Source organism: uncultured Campylobacter sp., from assembly GCF_937997535.1.
Classification (GTDB): domain Bacteria; phylum Campylobacterota; class Campylobacteria; order Campylobacterales; family Campylobacteraceae; genus Campylobacter_B.
Map to the genome: position 1 here is coordinate 1 of NZ_CALKTT010000050.1, position 18,359 is coordinate 18,359.

At 49.3% G+C, this 18,359-nt stretch carries 17 protein-coding genes and 1 pseudogene; 9 read left to right on the plus strand and 9 right to left on the minus strand.

All coding sequences use genetic code 11. The features are described 5' to 3' along the window. A partial coding sequence (locus Q0117_RS04895; RefSeq protein ID WP_297923315.1) for a hypothetical protein occupies positions 1-232 on the minus strand: 232 nt, incomplete at its 3' end. A 202-nt stretch (positions 233-434) separates the two neighbouring features. Then, a complete protein-coding gene (locus Q0117_RS04900) occupies positions 435-797 on the minus strand; it encodes a diacylglycerol kinase (protein WP_297923319.1) in 363 nt (120 codons plus the stop codon). A 67-nt stretch (positions 798-864) separates the two neighbouring features. Here Q0117_RS04900 and Q0117_RS04905 point away from each other — a divergent pair, with 67 nt between their 5' ends. The 7 genes and pseudogenes from Q0117_RS04905 (at position 865) to Q0117_RS04935 (ending at position 9,331) form a co-directional block, all read left to right on the plus strand. After that, positions 865-1,623 carry an exodeoxyribonuclease III gene (locus tag Q0117_RS04905; RefSeq protein ID WP_177386736.1) on the plus strand — a complete coding sequence of 253 codons (759 nt, stop codon included), beginning with the start codon at positions 865-867 and terminating at the stop codon, positions 1,621-1,623. 139 nt (positions 1,624-1,762) lie between these two features. Continuing rightward, positions 1,763-3,409, plus strand: a complete 1,647-nt coding sequence (locus Q0117_RS04910) for a formate--tetrahydrofolate ligase (RefSeq protein ID WP_297923323.1) — start codon at positions 1,763-1,765, stop codon at positions 3,407-3,409. Positions 3,410-4,042: 633 nt separating this feature from the next. Beyond that, complete coding sequence (locus Q0117_RS04915) at positions 4,043-4,204, plus strand: hypothetical protein (protein WP_297923326.1); 162 nt, start codon at positions 4,043-4,045, stop codon at positions 4,202-4,204. 628 nt (positions 4,205-4,832) lie between these two features. Continuing rightward, on the plus strand, positions 4,833-7,460 hold the full coding sequence (locus tag Q0117_RS04920) for a hypothetical protein (protein ID WP_297923329.1): 2,628 nt from the start codon (positions 4,833-4,835) through the stop codon (positions 7,458-7,460). Between the two features lie 57 nt (positions 7,461-7,517). After that, on the plus strand, positions 7,518-8,150 hold the full coding sequence (locus Q0117_RS04925) for a tetratricopeptide repeat protein (RefSeq protein WP_297923332.1): 633 nt from the start codon (positions 7,518-7,520) through the stop codon (positions 8,148-8,150). Between the two features lie 169 nt (positions 8,151-8,319). Then, positions 8,320-8,871 carry a hypothetical protein gene (locus tag Q0117_RS04930; RefSeq protein WP_297923334.1) on the plus strand — a complete coding sequence of 184 codons (552 nt, stop codon included), beginning with the start codon at positions 8,320-8,322 and terminating at the stop codon, positions 8,869-8,871. 126 nt (positions 8,872-8,997) lie between these two features. Continuing rightward, positions 8,998-9,331 (plus strand): annotated as a pseudogene (locus Q0117_RS04935) (formate--tetrahydrofolate ligase). Between the two features lie 446 nt (positions 9,332-9,777). Here Q0117_RS04935 and Q0117_RS04940 read toward each other — a convergent pair. From Q0117_RS04940 to Q0117_RS04970, 7 genes are all read right to left on the minus strand, one after another. Beyond that, positions 9,778-10,218 (minus strand): pyrimidine dimer DNA glycosylase/endonuclease V, encoded by a 441-nt coding sequence (locus Q0117_RS04940; protein ID WP_297923337.1) that lies wholly within the window; start codon positions 10,216-10,218, stop codon positions 9,778-9,780. A gap of 124 nt (positions 10,219-10,342) precedes the next feature. Continuing rightward, the gene (locus Q0117_RS04945) at positions 10,343-11,449 is read right to left on the minus strand and encodes an alanine racemase (protein ID WP_297923339.1); all 1,107 of its coding nucleotides are present in this window, start codon (positions 11,447-11,449) and stop codon (positions 10,343-10,345) included. Positions 11,450-11,494: 45 nt separating this feature from the next. Next, the gene (locus tag Q0117_RS04950; RefSeq protein WP_297923342.1) at positions 11,495-11,680 is read right to left on the minus strand and encodes a hypothetical protein; all 186 of its coding nucleotides are present in this window, start codon (positions 11,678-11,680) and stop codon (positions 11,495-11,497) included. A 363-nt stretch (positions 11,681-12,043) separates the two neighbouring features. Further along, entirely contained in the window at positions 12,044-12,757 is a 714-nt protein-coding gene (locus Q0117_RS04955; RefSeq protein ID WP_297923344.1) for a vWA domain-containing protein, read from the minus strand. A 254-nt stretch (positions 12,758-13,011) separates the two neighbouring features. Then, positions 13,012-13,905, minus strand: a complete 894-nt coding sequence (locus Q0117_RS04960; RefSeq protein WP_297923347.1) for a DMT family transporter — start codon at positions 13,903-13,905, stop codon at positions 13,012-13,014. A gap of 310 nt (positions 13,906-14,215) precedes the next feature. Next, a complete protein-coding gene (locus tag Q0117_RS04965) occupies positions 14,216-14,935 on the minus strand; it encodes a hypothetical protein (protein ID WP_297923350.1) in 720 nt (239 codons plus the stop codon). 42 nt (positions 14,936-14,977) lie between these two features. Then, positions 14,978-15,667 (minus strand): hypothetical protein, encoded by a 690-nt coding sequence (locus tag Q0117_RS04970; RefSeq protein WP_297923353.1) that lies wholly within the window; start codon positions 15,665-15,667, stop codon positions 14,978-14,980. Positions 15,668-16,018: 351 nt separating this feature from the next. On the opposite strand from Q0117_RS04970, the gene Q0117_RS04975 reads away from it, so the two are divergent. Beyond that, positions 16,019-17,179 carry a PepSY-associated TM helix domain-containing protein gene (locus Q0117_RS04975; protein WP_297923356.1) on the plus strand — a complete coding sequence of 387 codons (1,161 nt, stop codon included), beginning with the start codon at positions 16,019-16,021 and terminating at the stop codon, positions 17,177-17,179. Positions 17,180-17,363: 184 nt separating this feature from the next. After that, positions 17,364-18,344, plus strand: coding sequence for a hypothetical protein (locus Q0117_RS04980; protein WP_297923360.1), 981 nt, complete (start codon positions 17,364-17,366; stop codon positions 18,342-18,344). Positions 18,345-18,359: the final 15 nt, after the last annotated feature.

Consider the following 18,359-nt stretch of genomic DNA (forward strand, 5'->3'; position numbering starts at 1 on the left):
TTTGGATGTGATCGCTTAGGGCGTTGTTTAGCACCGTAGGCATCGCGTCGCCCTCGAAGGGCTCTGTGCCCACGACCCTGCCGCCGATGGTTTTTACGTAAAACGCGCCGAATTTATTCGCGCAAAGCCCCATCTGCTCGTCAAATATCGCCTGCGCCGCTGCACCTAATTGTTTTGCTTGCGCCGAAGCTGCCGCGAGCGCGCCTAATTTTAAAAAGTCTCGTCTTTTCATGGTTTTTCTCCGTTAAATTTAAATTTTGATTGGTTGACTCGGTTTAAATTTAGCGGAATTTACGTGGTTGAGTTTTGCATGGTTTGCCTTTTAATGTATTACGCGACCTCGCGTCTTAGCGGTGATTTTACGAAATTTAGGCTTAATTTGCCATTTATCTATAGGCGCTGCGGTGAAATTAAATTTTTATACGCAGTTGCCGCTAAAATAGCTTATCTATCAGCGCGTAGCCCCACAGCGCGGCGTTGAGAAATAGGCTCATCATCACGGCCGTGCTTGCGGTGTCTTTGGCGCCCTTGGCTAGCGGGTGGATTTTGCTCGTGGCAAGATCGACCGCACGCTCGACGGCGGAGTTTATGCACTCGGTTGTGAGCGTAAAGACCGCGCCGAAGATCAAAAATAGATTTAGCACCGCGCCGAAATTCCAAAAAAATAGCGACAGCAGAAGCGGCACGAACACGCAAAGCTCGAGTCTAAAGCTACGCTCGCTGCGCAGCATCTCGGCAAGACCCGCCATCGCGTAGCCCCAGTTGGCAAAAAATCGGTATTTGGGCTGATTGCGCATAATTTTCCTTTAAATTTAGTCAAAATTTCGTATAATCATACCAAAATTTTTGCGCCAAAGGCTAAATTTGAAACTGATTAGTTGGAATGTAAACGGACTGCGCGCAGTGCTCGGCAAAGACGGTTTTGCGTGGCTTGCGGAGCAAAATCCCGATTTTTTGGGCTTGCAAGAGATCAAGGTGAGCGAAAAGGACGCTCCGAAAGGGCTTTACGAGCTCGGATTTTCTCAGATTGATCTAAATTCCGCCGCTCGCGCGGGATATTCGGGCGTGGCGAGCCTGGCTAAATTTAAAAGCGAGACGAGCAAGGCGCTGTTTTTCCCAGACGACGAGGGGCGCGTGCTGCAGCACCGCTTCGGCGATGTCGTGCTTTTTAATATCTACTTTCCCAACGGCCAAAAGGACGAGGCGCGGCTAGCCTATAAGATGGAATTTTACGCAAAATTCCTAGCCTACGCGCGCAGCCTCGCGGAGCAGGGGCTCGGGGTGATATTTTGCGGCGACGTAAATACCGCGCACCGTGAGATCGATCTTGCAAATCCAAAAGCAAACTCCAAAACCTCGGGCTTTTTGCCGATCGAGCGGGCGTGGCTAGATGAGGTGGAGGCGGCGGGCTTCGTCGATACCTTCCGTGCCGTGCGCGGCGAGCTGCGGGACGCCTACTCGTGGTGGAGCTACCGCTTTAACGCGCGCGCAAAAAACGTAGGCTGGCGGATCGATTATTTTTTCATCTCGGCAAATTTGCGCTCGCGGCTAAAGGATGCTTTCATCCTAAGCGACGTGATGGGCAGCGACCACTGCCCCGTGGGCATCGAGATCGAAATTTAACCGGGGCAAATTTCGCGGCGCGAGCTTTGATCTTGCGCGGCTGGCGGATAAGGTGCGCATAGCGCGCGAGCTAATGCGCGGATTTAAAGAGGCGGTGCGTAAAAACTGCGCGATAAAATTTTAAATTTAAGGAGAGAAAATGTTGAGCGATATCGAAATAGCAAATGCGGCGAGGCCGGATAAAATTTCAAACGTTGCGAAAAATTTGGGGCTTGGCGAGGATGAGATCGAGCTGTACGGCCACTACAAAGCCAAGCTAAACATCAAGCCGCGCTCGCGCGCTTCTAAGCTTATTTTAGTCACGGCGACCAATCCGACGCCGTTTGGCGAGGGCAAGACTACGACCTCCATCGGCCTAGCCGACGCGCTAAAGCGTCTGGGCAAAAGCGTTTGCCTTGCGCTACGCGAACCGTCGCTGGGACCGGTTTTTGGTATCAAAGGAGGGGCTGCTGGCGGCGGATATTCGCAGCTGGTGCCGATGGATGATCTAAATTTGCATTTTAACGGCGATTTTCACGCGATCACCTCTGCAAACAATCTCATTTCGGCGGTCATCGACAACTCGCTGTATCAAGAAAACCCGCTAAAGATTGATAAAATTTTATGGAAGCGCTGCATGGATATGAATGACCGCGCGCTGCGCCACATCACCGTTGGACAGGGCGGGCGCACCGACGGAGTAGAGCGCGAGGACGGCTTTAATATCACCGCAGCTAGCGAGATAATGGCGGTTCTGTGCCTCTCGAACGATCTTGCCGAGCTTAAGGAAAACATCGCAAACATCATGGTCGCCTACGATACGCAGGGAGAGCCGATATACGTGCGCGATCTGGGCTGCGCGGATGCCGTGGCGATCCTGCTAAAAGACGCGATGAAACCAAATCTCATCCAGAGCCTTGAGCACACGCCCGCGCTCGTGCACGGAGGACCCTTCGCAAATATCGCGCACGGCTGCAACTCCATAATGGCGAGCAAGTTAGCTCTAAGTCTTGCCGATTACGCCGTGACGGAGGCGGGCTTCGGAAGCGAGCTCGGGGCTGAAAAATTTATCGACATCAAGTGTCGCCGCGCCAGCATCGCTCCGGATGCCGCGGTGTTAGTCAGCACGATCCGCTCGCTTAAATACAACGGCGGCGCGGATAAAGAAAGTATCGCGAGCCCGGATCTTGCCGCGCTTCAAAAAGGCATCGTAAATTTGGGCGGGCATATTGAAATTTTACAAAATTTCGGGCTAAATCCGGTCGTGGCGCTTAATCGCTTCAGCTTTGATAGCGATGAGGAGATTGATTTCGTGCGCGATTACTGCAAGCAGCGCGGCGTGCAGATGGCGATTTGCGAAAATTTCGCCAAAGGCGGCGAGGGCGCGCTTGAGCTAGCCCGCCTCGTCATAGATGAGTGCGAGCGCGCTAAGGAGCTGAAGTTTGCCTACGAGCTTAGCGACGATACGGCGAGCAAGATCGAAAAGATCGCTACTAAAATTTACGGCGCGAGCGAGGTCGTTTTCGAGCCCGAGGCGCAAAAGGCGCTGCAGCACATCAAGGCTTTGGGACTTGAGCGGCTAAACGTCTGCATCGCAAAGACGCAGTATAGCTTCAGCGACGATGCTAAGGCGCTCGGGCGAGCGCGCGGCTTTAAACTCAGCGTCAAAGATCTTCAAATTCGCACGGGAGCGGGCTTTATCGTAGCCGTCTGCGGCAAGATAATGCTTATGCCGGGGCTGCCGAAGGTTCCTAACGCACTAAATATGAAGATCACGAGCGATGGCGTTATAAGCGGGCTGGCGTGAAATTTTATTTTCGGCGCCCAAAGCCAAAGCCGAAAATTCCGCGCTTGGGCGGTAAAATTTAGCTACGAGCTTCAGCGGCGATAAATTTTCCCCTCAAGCTTCGGTAGCAATAAATCTTGCCTTCAAGCTGCGACGAGTTTATTGCGCCCCGGTTTTATTGCGTCATGGTTTTGCTATGCTTGGGTTTTATTGCGCTGGGTTTTAGCCGGTCGAGTTTTGATTGATCGGATTGGTCGGATTTCGGCGCGCTGAGCTCGTCCCGCGAAATTTCATTAAATTCTGCGCAAAATTTGCGCGGGTTTGCATTTGAAATTTTGCTCGCAAAATTCCGCGTAAAAACCGAGCGCAAGGTCTTAGACCGAGCCGTCCGCGAGCTTGCGAGCTTATCGCGGTGAGATTAAAATTTCATGCCGCATAAGCTCGCCGTGAAATTCAAAATTTCACGCGGCTGCGCACAGTGTCATGTGTCGCTACGAAATTCTAAATTTCATGTCGAGCGCACCGTGAAATTAATCCGTCGGTCGCGTAGCAGATCGCCGCACGAGCTAAAATTCGCGCTTGCGCCGCGACATACGCCGCCGTGAGTTAAATTATGCGATAGGCGAGCTAAATTTTACGCTCGTACGATCAGTCATGTTGGCGGAGGTTTGCGGCGCCCAGATTAAATTTAACGCACCGCTGTGCAGCGCCTGCGGTGGGCGCGGATGTCTGATCTGCTCTGCTTGCAAAGGCGCAAGCGGCTATAACTGCGCGGTAACAGGATTAAATTTTACGAGCCGCTGCGTCGCGGCATGAATTTTCGCGTCGTGTCGCTCGCTGCGACCAAATTTGTGCGATGATATGTCACCGTGCTTGTAAATTAAATTGTACTCCACGCACCCGTCGCCTGATTGAAATTTGCGCGCCGCTACTTGTCATAAATTTAGATCGCTGCACGCTGCGCTATAGCTGTCGTAAAATTTTAAATTTCATGCTGTGCGTACGTACGAGCTAGCTGTGAAATTTAAAATTCTATGCAGGCGTGAAATTTGATTCGCGTTACTCTGTGTCGTGCATCATCGCGAGCCAAATTATGCGCTGCTGCGGAATTAAAGTCTTGCATGCCCGCTGCTATCGCTCGGGCGCCGTATGCCTGGCGGCTCTGTTTTGCGATCCGTTCGCGCCGTATTTGTTGCAGCAGTTATGTAAGTCGCCGCGCCACAGTGCGAGATTTCGCATCGAGCTCTATTTTAGAGCTTTGATTTGCAGCGAGATTTTACGGCGCGCAATGGCGCTAAATTCCATCCTGCGTGAGATTTTGGAATTTTAAAATTCCCTTTCGCGGTATAATTGTATGAAATGCAAAATTTGCAGGATTTCAATAAAGGAATTTTAAAATTTATGCGGCGCGGCTTTGTGGCGTGCCTGCAAGAAAGGAGCGATCATGGACAAGCTGGATAAAGAGGAGCTTGCAGAGGCGTTTGTTGCTAGACTAAAAGCTTTAGCGCGTAGCGGTGGCGCCGATCTGCGCGAGCTTGATCGCGAGTTTTATGGATTTAGCGCGAGGCTTGGAGTGCGTTACGACTTTGCCGGCAAGCTTAGCGTCTCGCAGATAAGCGGCGGCGAGCGAGCGCAGCTGCATTTCGCTGGCATCGAGCAGTTCGAAGCCCACGCGCGCGAGTGTCTGCATGCGGCAAGCACTGATGCGGAGCTAAGCGAGACCTTTATGCTACGCCTGCGTGCAGATCCCCAAAAAGCCGCTATGAATGCGGATCAGATCATAAAATTCCACGATTTTAAGCCCTTTAGCGTTCAGCTGCGTTGCGAGCATTGCGGCGGATCGGGCAGGAGACGCTGCAAAGCCTGCGAAGGCGCAGGCAAGACGCCGTGCGCTAACTGCGGCGGGCGCGGGCGCTTGATCTGTCCCGATTGCAAGGGCACCGGCGGATATAGCCGCGCGGCATTAAGCTCTACGGACGCTCATGCGCGCGGCCTTTCTGGAGGTGATTCTGCAGGCTCTGCGTCAAATTCTATGGGCTATCGCTTCATCCCCTGCGCTAACTGCGGCGGTAGCGGCTCGCGCATTTGTCCCGCTTGCGGCGGCGCAGGCAGATTGCGCTGCGAAAAGTGTGGCGGTGCGGGCGATTTTCGCTGCGAGCACTGCGATGGGCGCGGGTATTTCACTCGCACCGGCAAAGTACCCGTTTATGCCCGCCCGAGCGTCAGCATAGGCGCTAGCTCGCAGGTTTTCGGGCGCGAGCTGCTGGAGTTTTTATGTAGCAAGGGCGTAGGTTTTGCGGCGCGCAGACTTTTGTTTCGTCTAAGCTCGCTGCGAGCGGTGCAGGGCGGCTGCGAAGCGGTATTTAGCGCGGAGGAGGAATTTTTGCGCTTGAGTTTTGCCGTCTGCGGCAAGGCTTACGATGCGGCGTGCTTCGGTGGCGCGACATTCGTAAGACCTAGCTTTTTTGACGAAATTTTTGCGTCGGAGCTTGCGGCGGCACGCAGCGCGCCCGCCAGGCTAGGGTGGGGCGATGCGCAAAGCCTTTTTGCGCTATTTCGCGCAAAGCCTGCACTGGATGTGGCGATGCGTCTAGCTAGTGCTAAGCTGCGCGGCGAGACGCTAAATATTGATCAGTTGCGCGGCGCGGATGGACATTTTAACTTTGCAAATTTTGCCCGCAGCGCGGCTGATCGCGACGCTTTGAGCCTTGCAAAAGACGCTTCGCGCAAAGAAAATCTCGAGGGCGGCGCGAGCGTAAAATTCGCGGGCACGAAATTTGCGGGCGCTTCGGCAAATTCTATGGGCGCGGAAGATAATCACTTGGGATCGCGCAGAGAGCAAGGCAGGTTTGCAGGCGGAGTAGGCGGCGGCATAAAATTTGCAGGGGCGGATCTTTCGGAAAGCGGAGAGAATTCTGCCGGCGATTTTGATGCTAGGCAGCAAAGCAGCGAAGCTCGCGCGCAGAATGGACCTAATTTTGCCGGCTCGCAAGAGGGCTTAGGCGGCACTTCTGATCGCGCCGCGGAGGGTCTTTACGAATTACGCGGCGAGCGAGATTACCGAGATTTAAGTGTCTTGAATGCTCAAAATTCCACAAATTCCATAGACTCCGCCGCAATAAATTCCGAAAATCTAGCCGCTGCAAAATTTAAAAATCGCACGAATACGCAAGATCCTGCGTCAAATTCTAAAATTTCGCCCTTTGCACGATTAAAGAAATTCTTTTTCCCACGTTCTTTGCGCGAGGATTGCGCGCAGAGTTTCGCCGCGGCGATTATGCGCGTTTGCGAGGGCTTTATTTCGCAGCAATGCGCTCGCGATTTGGGCGGAGCGATGGCTGGGGCGCTTGGCGTGCTAAGTCCGCGATATGACCGCGCGGTGTGGTGCATAGGCGGAGGCGCGCTCATCGCGGCGGCTGCGCTGGCGTGCGAGGGCTGCTTCGAGATGATCTTTGCGGAGCATTATTTTTGGGCACTTGCATGCGGTGCGGTAATCGCTGCTGTGGGGCTGTTAGGCGGAGGAGTGCTGTGGCTGGCAAGCGCAGTGCGGTGCGTCGTAAAAGCTCGTAAAATTCCGCGAGAGTATCGCTGCGGCAGAGGCGGCGCGGCGTTTGCTAGCTTTTGCAAAGCCATGCTCTGCGCCGTTTTAGCTAGCGCAATCTACGGAGGCGCGGCAAATACGGGCTATGTGCCGAAAACCGGCGCAGCAGGGCTACTGCAAGGATGGATGCCTACATTTTTTGAGGACGAAAATTCCACTTCCGCGAGTTATGGCGTAAATTCTGCAGACGAAAATTCTACGAGCGCAAGCTCTAGCGGCTCTGAAAGCCCTGCTTTAAATTCCGTTTCCGGGGCGACTAAGGATTCCGCTGCGATGCAAAAGGATAAAATTTTATATATCCAAAAAAGCATCGGAGCCAAGCAGGATGGGATTTTTGGCGCACGCACGCTAAAAAAGGCGAGAGAGGTTTTGGATCAAAATCTAAGCGGCGTCGATGAAATTTACGAGGCGTTAAAAAGCAAAGAGAGGGCGAGAACAAATCCGAACTCTAGCGATCAAACTGTGCCTTAACGATAAATCCGCGCCTTAGGCTTGACGGGCGATCTTAAAAAATCAAAAAGGACGAAAATGAAAAATAAAATTTCAGTTCTAGCGCTTATCGCGGCGCTTTCCGCAAATTTCGCGCTAGCCGAAAATTTTGAAATCACCGCAGACGATATAAGCAGGGCTACAAAATCCTGCGATAAGGGCGATGTGAAGGCGTGCGGGGCCTTGGCACAGATTTATAATTACGGCTGGGGCGTGCCGCAAGATCTGCTAAAGGCTGCGCCGTTATACGTCAAAGCTTGCAAAGGCGGTGACGTGGAGTCGTGCGTAAATTTAGGCATTTTGTATCAAAGCGGAGAGGGGATGCCGCGCGATGAGGCGAAGGCGGCGGAGCTGTTCGACAAAGCCTGCAATGACGGGCACGCGATAGGCTGCAGTAACGCAGGCTCTGCGTATATCAAAGGCAGAGGCGTGCGCAAAGACGCTATAAAGGGCGTAGGTTACTATGTGCGCGGTTGCGATATGGATATCGCGGACAGCTGGCTTGCGTGCTTAAATTTAGCGCGTCTTTACGAGGGCATAGATAATGTTAAAGCCGTAGAATACTACAAAAAGGCCTGCGAGCTGGGCGGCAAGGATAGATTTATGAGCTCGGTAGCGGAGCATGAAAGGGCATGGCAAAGCTCATGCGAAAGCTACGAAAGGCTTAAATAGCCGCGCAAATCCATGCTTTGAAGCAGACCCCCGCGCTCGCCGTGGCTACAGAGTAAGAACCATAGCAGATTTCGCATAAATAGTGCAAATCTAAACATTAAGTATCCTGTGGGAGCGGAAATATAACGGCGCAAGTTCTTAGCGGGCTCGTATTTTAGGAGACAAAATCATGACGTTAGCGCTGATCCGCCACGTTACGCCGCTGATCGATCGCGGCGTATGCGACGCCGCAGAAGCGGCACGGCGCGCGATCCTGTATGACGCTACGCAAAGCTTAGCTTTGTGGCAAACCGATAAATTTAAAAGCAGTGTCGCATACGAAAAGCTCGCCCGCGTAAGCCGAGTATGCTCGTCGCCGCTGCCGCGCTTACGGCGCAAAAGCTATTCCCGCAGCGGGGGCATAGAGTACCTAGAGGCTTTGCGCGAGTTTAATCTACGAATATTCCCCATGCCGCTAATAAAAATGCCGTTTGATTGTTGGCTCGTGCTCTCGCGCCTGCTGTGGCTGTGCGGCATGAATCATAGCGACGCAAGCGCGAAAGAGGAACGGCGGCGGGCGCTTGATATGGTGCCATCTTTGCTAGAGACGGATACGGCGGTGATCGCGCATGGCTTCGTGCTGCGCGTAATACGCCATAGTGCACGGCAGGCGGGCTACCGCCTGATATACCGCTTTTGCGAAGGCTGCTTTTGCGTAGAAATTTGGCAGCGCGCCGTGTAGGGATACCACTCTACGCGAAATTTTGAAATTTTGCGTTTTGTAAATTTTAAATTTAATGCGCCGTTTGACAGCTGTCGCGAGGCGGCGAAATTTTATCATGCAATGAGCGCTGCTTTTTGAATACGGATAGCCCGCCGCCGCGAAGTAAAATTTAAACCATACGACGCGAGCGAGGTCGTTTTCGAGCCCGAGGCGCAAAAGGCACTACAGCACATCAAGGCTTTGGGGCTTGAGCGGCTAAACGTCTGCATCGCAAAGCAGTATAGCTTCAGCGACGATGCTAAGGCGCTCAGGCGCGCGCGGCTTTAAGCTCAGCGTTAAGGACCTTCAGATTCGCACGGGAGCGGGCTTCATCGTCGCCGTCTGCGGCAAGATAATGCTGATGCCGGGGCTGCCGAAGGTTCCTAACGCGCTAAATATGAAGATCACGAGCGAGGGCGTTATAAGCGGACTAGCTTGATTTGAAATTTTATTTTTTGCGCGCCCATTTTTTTGCGCGCCCGTCTTGGGGTTTAAGCTTAGCTCACCGGCCTAGTCGTGATTTAAGCTTAGCATTCGTAGGTACTCAGATGAGAGCGGAGTAGAGTTACCGATTTGCAAAATTTAGCTGAATTTGCTCGCTTGCGGGTAAATTTTAAGTGCGGGATTTTGCGGATCGGCTTTGATTTTTAAAAACAGAGGCGAATTTGACGAGAATTTGACGTTAGGCTCGCCTTTTAAAATTTGACGAATTGCCCATAATTTCTCGCCAAAGCGGATAAAATTGCTTGCCTTTTTGGCGAATCGCCACTAATCGTAAATTTGAGATTTTTACGTCAAATTTAGGGGAAAATCGACGTAACGTATTTTGGCGTTTTTATTGATCAAATTTGCCTAGGCAAGCCAAAAATCCTGCGCGAAACAGAGCTAAATTTTAACCTTCTCCCACGGCTCGATCCCGCCTGCAACCTCCTCAAAAACGCCTGCGATTTCTATATTTTTTACGCTTAAATTTCGCTCGTAAGCCTTGATATCGCGCGATTTTAGCTTCTCTTGCAAAAATGCGAATTCATACTCGATCTGACCGCGAGCGACGCTGATTTTAGCCAAATTTCGCGCGTCAAATTCGCCCACCTTCGCGGCGTCAAATTTATACCCGCGAGCGCAGCCCTCCTCATAAACTTCCGCCAGATACGCATTTACCGCCTCTAGCGCGTTTTCGTGTGCGTAAAAGCGGTCAAGCTGCGGGTGATTTTTGTAGCCTTTAGTTAGCCCCGCCAGCACGTTTTTGGTTAGCAGCGCCTCTCGCCAAAGTGCGACTAGCCCCTTTGCATCGAGATATTTAAAACTTATCGTCCAAAGTCTCATTTTCGCCTTTCGTTAAATTTCGTCGTCAAATTCGGCGCGCTTTGCGCCACAGCCTGAGCGGCTAAATTTAGCCAGGCTCTACCGAAGCTAAAATTTTACCTCGTCGCGCCTCTAAATTTCCCGCTCATTGCAGCTTGCCTCTGCATAGCACGGGGATCTTTTCTATGACCTCGCCGCCGCTAACGAGGTGGGCGAACTCGTGCAAATTTACGACGGGGCAGATGTGGTTCGGATAAATTTCGAGCCGATCGCCCACGCGCACGGCGTCTCGCAGCGCTCTGTCGTAGATGATCGCATGCTCGTCGTAAATGCCCTTTATCCACACATCCGTGCCCTTTATGCGCCCGAGCCCCGGCGTTGCCGTAAAGCCCTCGGTGCGCCTTTGCTGCGTGAGCCCCTTGGCGCCGACGTCGGTGATGATGCGATCCGCCGTAGGTCTGCTGATGACGGTCGTAAGGATGCTCGCCGCATTCATCGAATAATCGCCGTACGCCTGCGCCTGCGAGGCGTCCATAAAGATATAGGTGCCCGGGCGGATCTCGGTGACGCCTTTTAAAATTTCAAAATCGTTTATGAGCGAGGGTGTCGAGCCGATACTAACGACGCGTGCGGGCAGAGCCAGCTCGCGCGCGATATCCGCAAACTCTAGCATGCGGCGCTGCGCGGCTAGATGGATGCGCTCGCATTCGCTTTTACCAGCGGCCTTGTAGGAGTGGCCGTCGTGGGAGAACACGCCGCGGAATTCGATATTTTTGCAGCCTTTTATAAATTTTATAAACGCCGCAAAATCCTGCTTTTCCACGAAGCCCGAGCGATTTTCGCCCACTTCGATCTCGGCAAGCACGCAGGCCTTCGTGCCGCTGCGCTCAAAGGCACGCTCTATCAGGTGCGCCTGCTCTATGCTATCCGCGCCGAAGCTTAAGTTTATCCCCGCGCGCAAAAGCGCGATGATGCGCTGAAATTTCAGCTCGCCCGCGATCTCATTTGCGATAAATATATCTTTCAGCCCGTTTGCCGCCATGATCTCGGCCTCGCCCGTTTTGGCGACCGTGATGCCCGCAGCGCCGATACTTTCTTGCAGCTTCGCGAAATATGGCATTTTGTGCGTTTTGGTGTGTGGGCGCAGGCTCACGCCCGCGGCGTCTGCGTAGTTTTGTATCTTTTGCAGGTTGCGAAGCACGATTTCGCGATCGATCAGCAGCGCCGGTGTGTCGATCTCCGATACCTTCATAAGCTTCCTCCTCTTTAAATTTACGAAATTTTAATTCAGCCGCGCTTAGTAGCTGCGCCCGTTTTGCGGCGGCGAAATTTTAAAATTTAGCGCCGCTTGCAAAGGGCAAAATTCATCTATCGCCTGCAAAAAGCGGAATTTGCTCGCCGTAAATTTAGCTTCGTCTGCGAAATACGGCTTGCTCGCTGCAAATTCGGCGCCCTTCGCGAAGCGTTTAAATTTGGCGAGCAAATTTCTTGCCGCAACAAAGCAACGCCGGCAAAAGCAATATCGCGCGCTGTATGAAAAAATCAAAATAAAATTTTAAAATGCGCCGAGTAAAAATCAATACGCGCGCCGTACCGCTAGGCTCACGTAGTTTTCGGCTCCGCTTCACGCCGTTTTATTCCTCGCGCGCTCTGTTTTTCTTGCGGCACATATTCGCGTTAAATTTTTTGGCAAGCGACCCGGCACACTATCTGTTTCCGCACCGCCGCCCGTGTTTTTTACTAAAGCTCGTTTTGTGCCGCACGCTGCACATCGCCGCCTATTTTAGTGCCGCCGCTCGTTTCCGTAGCGACACTTCATTTCTAGCGCGCCTCGCCTCGAGATTTTCTATTTTTTATCTTGTAGCACCTTGTCGCGCCATTTCGAGTTTGCTTTATTGTCGGTCGCTACGTCTTTGGATATCTCGGCCGCCGCTTCGAAATTTTTACTCACGCCCTCTTTGGAATTCTCGTATTTTAGGGCGTTTTCGCTTCTGATGCCGATGCTTTGCGCTTCGCTCGCGGCGTCAATATTAGCGCCTAAAAAGATAAATTCCCAGTCGTATTTTTCCTGCTTGTCGCTAATCATCTTCTTAATCTGCGCTCTGGAGTATTCGCGGCTCGAGTTCTCCATCCCGTCGGTGATGATGACGAAAAGCACGCGATTGTTTTTGGCATAGATGTCTGGCACCCGCTCGATACGCGCTATCGTGCTGCCGATCGCGTCTAATAGCGCTGTATTGCCGCCGGCGTAGTACTCTTTAGACGTTAGGTTTTCGACCTTTTTAAGCGGCGTGCGGTCGTGGATGACGTTAAATTTAGTATCGAAAAGCACGGTCGTGACGCTGGCGTCGATGCCCTCTTTGCGCTCCTTTTCTATCATCGAGTTAAATCCGCCGATCGTATCGCTCTCAAGCCCGCTCATCGAGCCTGATTTATCTAAGATCAGTACCAATTCCAGGTGATTTGCGCCGTCTTTATGATTGAGTGGCGTCTCTAGCTCTACGCTTTTAGCAAACAGTATGCCCGCAAGCGCGGCAACAAGAAAGATGATTTTTTTCATAGGGGCTCCTTTGTTAAAATTTTGTTATTTTACTATTGTATCGCTTAAGCAATGAAATTTTATCGCTAAAGCTTCGCCGCACGCCTTTGCTGGGTAAATTTTAATACGAATTTTGTTGCGGAATTTTAACGTATCCTTGCGAGAGACGCCGCAAAATTCCGCGTGATATAGAATTATGCGCGGCGCAGAATTTCGCTGTGGAATTTTAAAGGAGTAGAATTTTATGCAGCACGGAATTTTATAACGCCGCAAAATCAAGCGTCTGCGGATCTGCTCCGTTTTGCGCTGAAGTAGCTTCCGATCTCGCTTATCAAAACGCCTGCAAGGATGAGCGCCGCGCCTAAAATTTGCATCGCGCTTAGCCTCTCGCCGCCCACGAATACACCCATGATGCCCGCCGTTACGGGCTCAAGCGTGAAAAATAGAGCGGTTTTGACGGGCGTCGTGTATTTTTGCATCAAAGCCTGCGCAAAAAAGCCAAAAACCGTCCCCAGCAGGCAGATCACCGCCATCGCGACGAAAAAGCTTCGATCCATCACCGGCACGATGCTGACCTTTTCAAAAAAGATCGCCGCAAAGCAGCAAAGCACGCTTAAGCAGAGGATCTGTACGTAGGCAATGCCCGCTACGTCGCAGCTTTGCACGAAGCGGTTGGTCAGCACGATGTGAAACGAATACGCGCACGCGCAGACTAGCGCCAGCGCTTCGCCCTTGCCGAGCCCAAGCTGCGTATCGCCGATGAGATAGAGCCCAGCGATCGCGAGCGCGATGCCCGCGTAGGCGTAGGAATAAATTTTGTGCCTAAATAGCGCCGCGGCGATGAAGGGCACGAGCGCGACGTTTAGGCCGATGATGAACGCCACGGAGGAGCTTTGCGCAAATTTAAAGGCAAAGGTCTGCGACGTAAAGCCCGCGAATAAAAACAGGCTAAGCACCGCGCCGTGCTTGATCTCGCGCGAAGTGAGCGCTTTGAGCTTTGGGAAAAATATCGCGCCTGCGATGATGCTCGCGGCGAAAAAGCGCCAAAATAGCAGCACGAAGACGTTGTTGCTCGCAAGCGCCTGCGAGGTGGGCAGATACCCGAGCCCAAAAGCGATCGCCACGAAGAGCATTCCGATGTCGGCTCTGAATTCCAAACTTTTATTCATCTGTGTCCTTTTTTGTAAATTAAAAATTGTAATTTTACGAATTTTATGTAAAAAATAAGCTAAATTTAGGCGGAGCGATTTAGAATTTCGGATTTTAAAATCGCGAGTTAAATTTTAAGTACCCGGCTCGTCTTTTTAGGCTTGCTTTGGATTCGTCTTTTTGGGCTAGCGTTGGACTTGTTCGCGCGATCATTGCGCCGTTTCGCCACGGCTTGTCATAAATGTAGCTACTGCTCGCGATCATTGTGCCACTTTGCCGCATTGTCATAAATTTTTACAGCTATTGCTCGCGCGTGGCTAAATTTAAAATTTAATTGCCCGCGCCCTCTTTGTCGTTTTTTAGAATTTCTATGTTTGCGCGCTCATTCGCGCCTTTTAAGCTTATAGTTTTTTTGAGCGCGGATTTGGGGGGGGTCGCCTCTTTTGATTTCATCATCTTATAGCGCCTCTTTCTTATCTCTGCTTCGATAAATTTTATATCTTGCTGTGCGTATGGGAATGAGAGCGTAAAATTTTTGCCGCTTTGCCCGTCTTCTACTATCAAAATCGGCATCTCGCCCCTCATCCCCTTCTCCGTAAGGGCATTTTCTATATCGATCTTTGTGCTAAATTTAAACGACAAAAATCTCCACTCTTTCCTTACGGTGCGGCTATCTATGATGACGCCTTTTTCGGATAACGGCAGTATGGCAATTAGCATCATTGCAAGACCCATCACGATCACGAGTGCGGTCTCGTCGTCGCCTCTTTGCATATGCCCGCCTACGCATAAAGGGTCGTTTGCATCAAAGCATGCAACTTTACCTCCGCCTCTTGTTGTTTTTATCCAAGGCTCATCAAACGCCACCAACGAACCCCAGGATAAAAATAGCACGATAAGCATAGTTTTTGCTATGGGGCTAGGAGGTATGAGCCAGGCGCCCTTTTGCACGGTTTTATAAGAGACCTTGCTTTTAAAAACCATGCTTTTTAAAATGGCAAGTCCAAACAGTAAAAGATTTATGCCGAATATCAAATATAAAAATATCATGCCGCCGCCTTGAATTTAGATATTTTTAGCGTTAAATTAAGCTCAAGCGTTTCGCTCGGCTGCTTTAGCTTTTGAAATTTCAGCGAGCTTTTCTAATATAAAATTTTGCAAAAAATCTATATCCTTTTGTGCATACAAATATCCCGCCCCGAATTTAACGCCGCTAATTTTGCCTCGTATGCTGATTATTTTTACGCCTCTTATAAACCATGTGGCGTAGTTCATCTCATCAAAGTATATCTTTTCCGTATGCCTAAACGGCAGAACCTCCCATTCTTTGCAGATGCCGCTTTTATCTATTCTGATTCCTTTTTGAATTAGCACGATAAAGGAAAAAATTATGGCGCAGACAGATATGATTTTGCCGAGTATTAGTCTAGGCTCGCTTATTTGCAGATATCCATCCACACATCTGGGATCGCCTTCTTCGAAGCATCTTAAATTTATGCCTGCCGCTTTGTATTCTTGCGAGCAAACTTTATCGTGGATGTAAAAGCAGGGTATCGGCTCGCCGTTATGTTTTGCTACGTGCGAGCTGGATAGAGTGACTACGCCGAAGCTTAGGAATATTATAAACATCTGCATTTTTAAAAGCGGATCGGTGGAGATAAACAGAGTTCCGTGATCTACGGTTTTGAATGATCTATTTTTATCAAGCAATGAAACAAGAAGGCAAAAGCCTATCGTAACATAAAGGATTATCGAAGCAAACTCGGTTATACTTTGCGACATAATAATGACCTTGTTTTTTGGATTGCGCAAGCTCGCGTCTTTGGCAATTTTAGCGCAAAATTTCTAAATTTACGAGATTCTAAGCGCGCTTTTTATAAATCGCGATTAGAATTTTATCTCGCTAGCGTGATCTAGCCGCGCGAAAGGCGGATTAAATTTTTAGCTTTGATATTCTGAAATATGCAGTTTATGACATTACGCGAGGTGCCTAGGCGCTCTTGCGATGCCATAACGTGCCTTAAAATTTCGCATCCTAAATCTTAATGATAATTATCTAAATATTTAAAATCGCACAATATAATTGCGAACCTCAATCAAATAAAGATTGAATTCATCTCGCAAGGATCTACAATGAGCTCGCTTTTGAAGCGCAATAAAATTTTGTTTAACGTCCATCTTATTTTATCGATCGTTTTTTCTATCCCGCTGCTTATCATTGGCGTTACGGGCGCGATTTTGTCGTATCAGCACGAGTTTGAGGCGCTAATAAACGCGGGCTCTAAAAAGGTCGAAAAGACGGGCGAAATGCAAAGCGTGGAAAAAATTCTGCAAAGCTTTAGCGAGCAAACGGGCGTTAAACAGCCCGTCAGGCTCGTCGTGCCCAAAAGCGCTGACGAAGCCTTCGTCGTTTACGCAAGCAGAAGCGATGCGTATCTGATCAATCCGTATACCGCGCAGATCATTGGCAAGGATCGCGGCACGGGCTTTGTGCTAACGGTGATGGCGTTGCATCGAAATTTGGGTCTAGCGCTAAGTGGCAATAAAACCGCAGCTGAGATCGGCAAACAGATCGTGGGCGCGAGCGTCGTGGCGATGATACTGCTCGTAATAAGCGGCGTCTGGCTGCATTTCCCAAGGCTTAGGCGTAAATTTATCGAGGCGATAAAGCCGAATTTTAAACTCAAAAAATACGCTCTTTTTTACAATTTACACACGAGCCTGGGTACTCTAAGCGCGGTAGTTTACCTTCTCATCTGTTTGACCGGGCTTAACTGGTCGTATAGCTGGTATAACGACGCGGTGATGAAGCTTTTCGTAAGTTCGCAAAATTTGCCGCAAGCTAGCGCGCCTAAAGCCGCCGCTTCTAAAGATCACGCCGCCGCATCTGCTAAAGAGGAGGGCAAAAAGCCCGCTACGTATAAATTTAGCGACGCGCAGAGGGCTTATGAGATATTCAGATCAAGTGGCATAGAGTATAAAGAATTTACCTTAATGCTCGCGGCGTCAGATAAGATCGACGTCAGGTATTATGAGCCAGATGCGCCAGCCACCGCGCGTCCAAAAGGCGCGAGCGTGAAGCTAAAGGAGGGCAAAGTCGCGCAGCAGAAGCAGACGGAGGGTATCACCGTGGGCGAGTTTAAAGACGCGAACTATCAGCTTCACACGGGCTATTTTTTCGGGCTCGCGGGTAAAATTTTATGGTCGCTCGTTTCGCTTTGTATGGCGCTTTTTATCTTTAGTGGCTTTTATATGACGGTAAAAAGGGCGTTTAAGTCAGAAAAGCTCGGCTAAATTTTACTTTGGCGATAGAGGTGCGACGAGCGGCGCAAGAGAGCCAAATATCTACGAATCATTGAGATGAAATTTGCCGAAGCGGATCAAGAAAAGCCCTGATTTAACGATATTTGAGGCATACTAAAATTATCGTAGATTAAGTATATGTGAGGTATATTGCGGAAAATTTTAGGAGCGAAATTTGAAAACGAGATATTATCTGTGCTTGGCTTTCATCATAATAATATGCGCTTCCGGCATAATATTTTATTTAGCCGAAAAAATTGAAACCGATCCATATAAATGGGTATGCGATCTAGATGGCAATCTTACAGATATACAGCTTAAAGATAGGGCGTTAAAGTGTATGCTTAAAAAGATGCATGAAAGCGAAAACTTTTCTAAAGAAAAAATCGCTAAAAAAATAGATGATATCCGAATGAAATATAAAAATCTTCACATCGAAGAAGATATTGAAGATCTAGAATTAAAAGATTATTTAACACGCGTCCATAGTAAATGTCATGGGGATAAACGCCCCGATGATAAATGCGAATTTTACAAGATAGATAAAAGGCTAAATTTAGATTATCTTATGGATTTGGGCTCAAAAATTTGTAGAAACGGCAAAGCGATACAAGATGCCGAGACCTATATAGATAAAGAAATTTTTAAAACCGAAGTCGTATATCCTTGGGAAGATAAGGAAAGTTTGGTTTTAGAAAACGGGGATCTAAGATACAATCTATATTTTGCTAGCGAAAGCGACATGAATAAAGCAATAATAAATTATGGAGTTTATAAGTATAAGATAGATCTACAAGATCCAAATATAGATATTAATAATATCGAAGCATCGCTCATAATCCCTATAAATTTATTATTTCTTAATTTATATAAACCACTTAATGGTGAAGAAAATGGAAATTTTAAAAATAATTTGGAAGAATTTTGCATGACTTATAAAATTTATGAAAATAGCGATATAGACACTAGCCGCCCATTCAATAAAATAGCTTTCAAATATAGAGATAATTATGCAACATATGATTTTTATATCATATTGATAGATAAGAGCTTTAAATATATCTTGGGCTACAGAAATATGCTTTTGAGTTATATGGGATATTACTACGACGAAAAAGAGAAAACAATAAAACAAATATCGAATAATGGGCGATAAATGGAGGATATAATT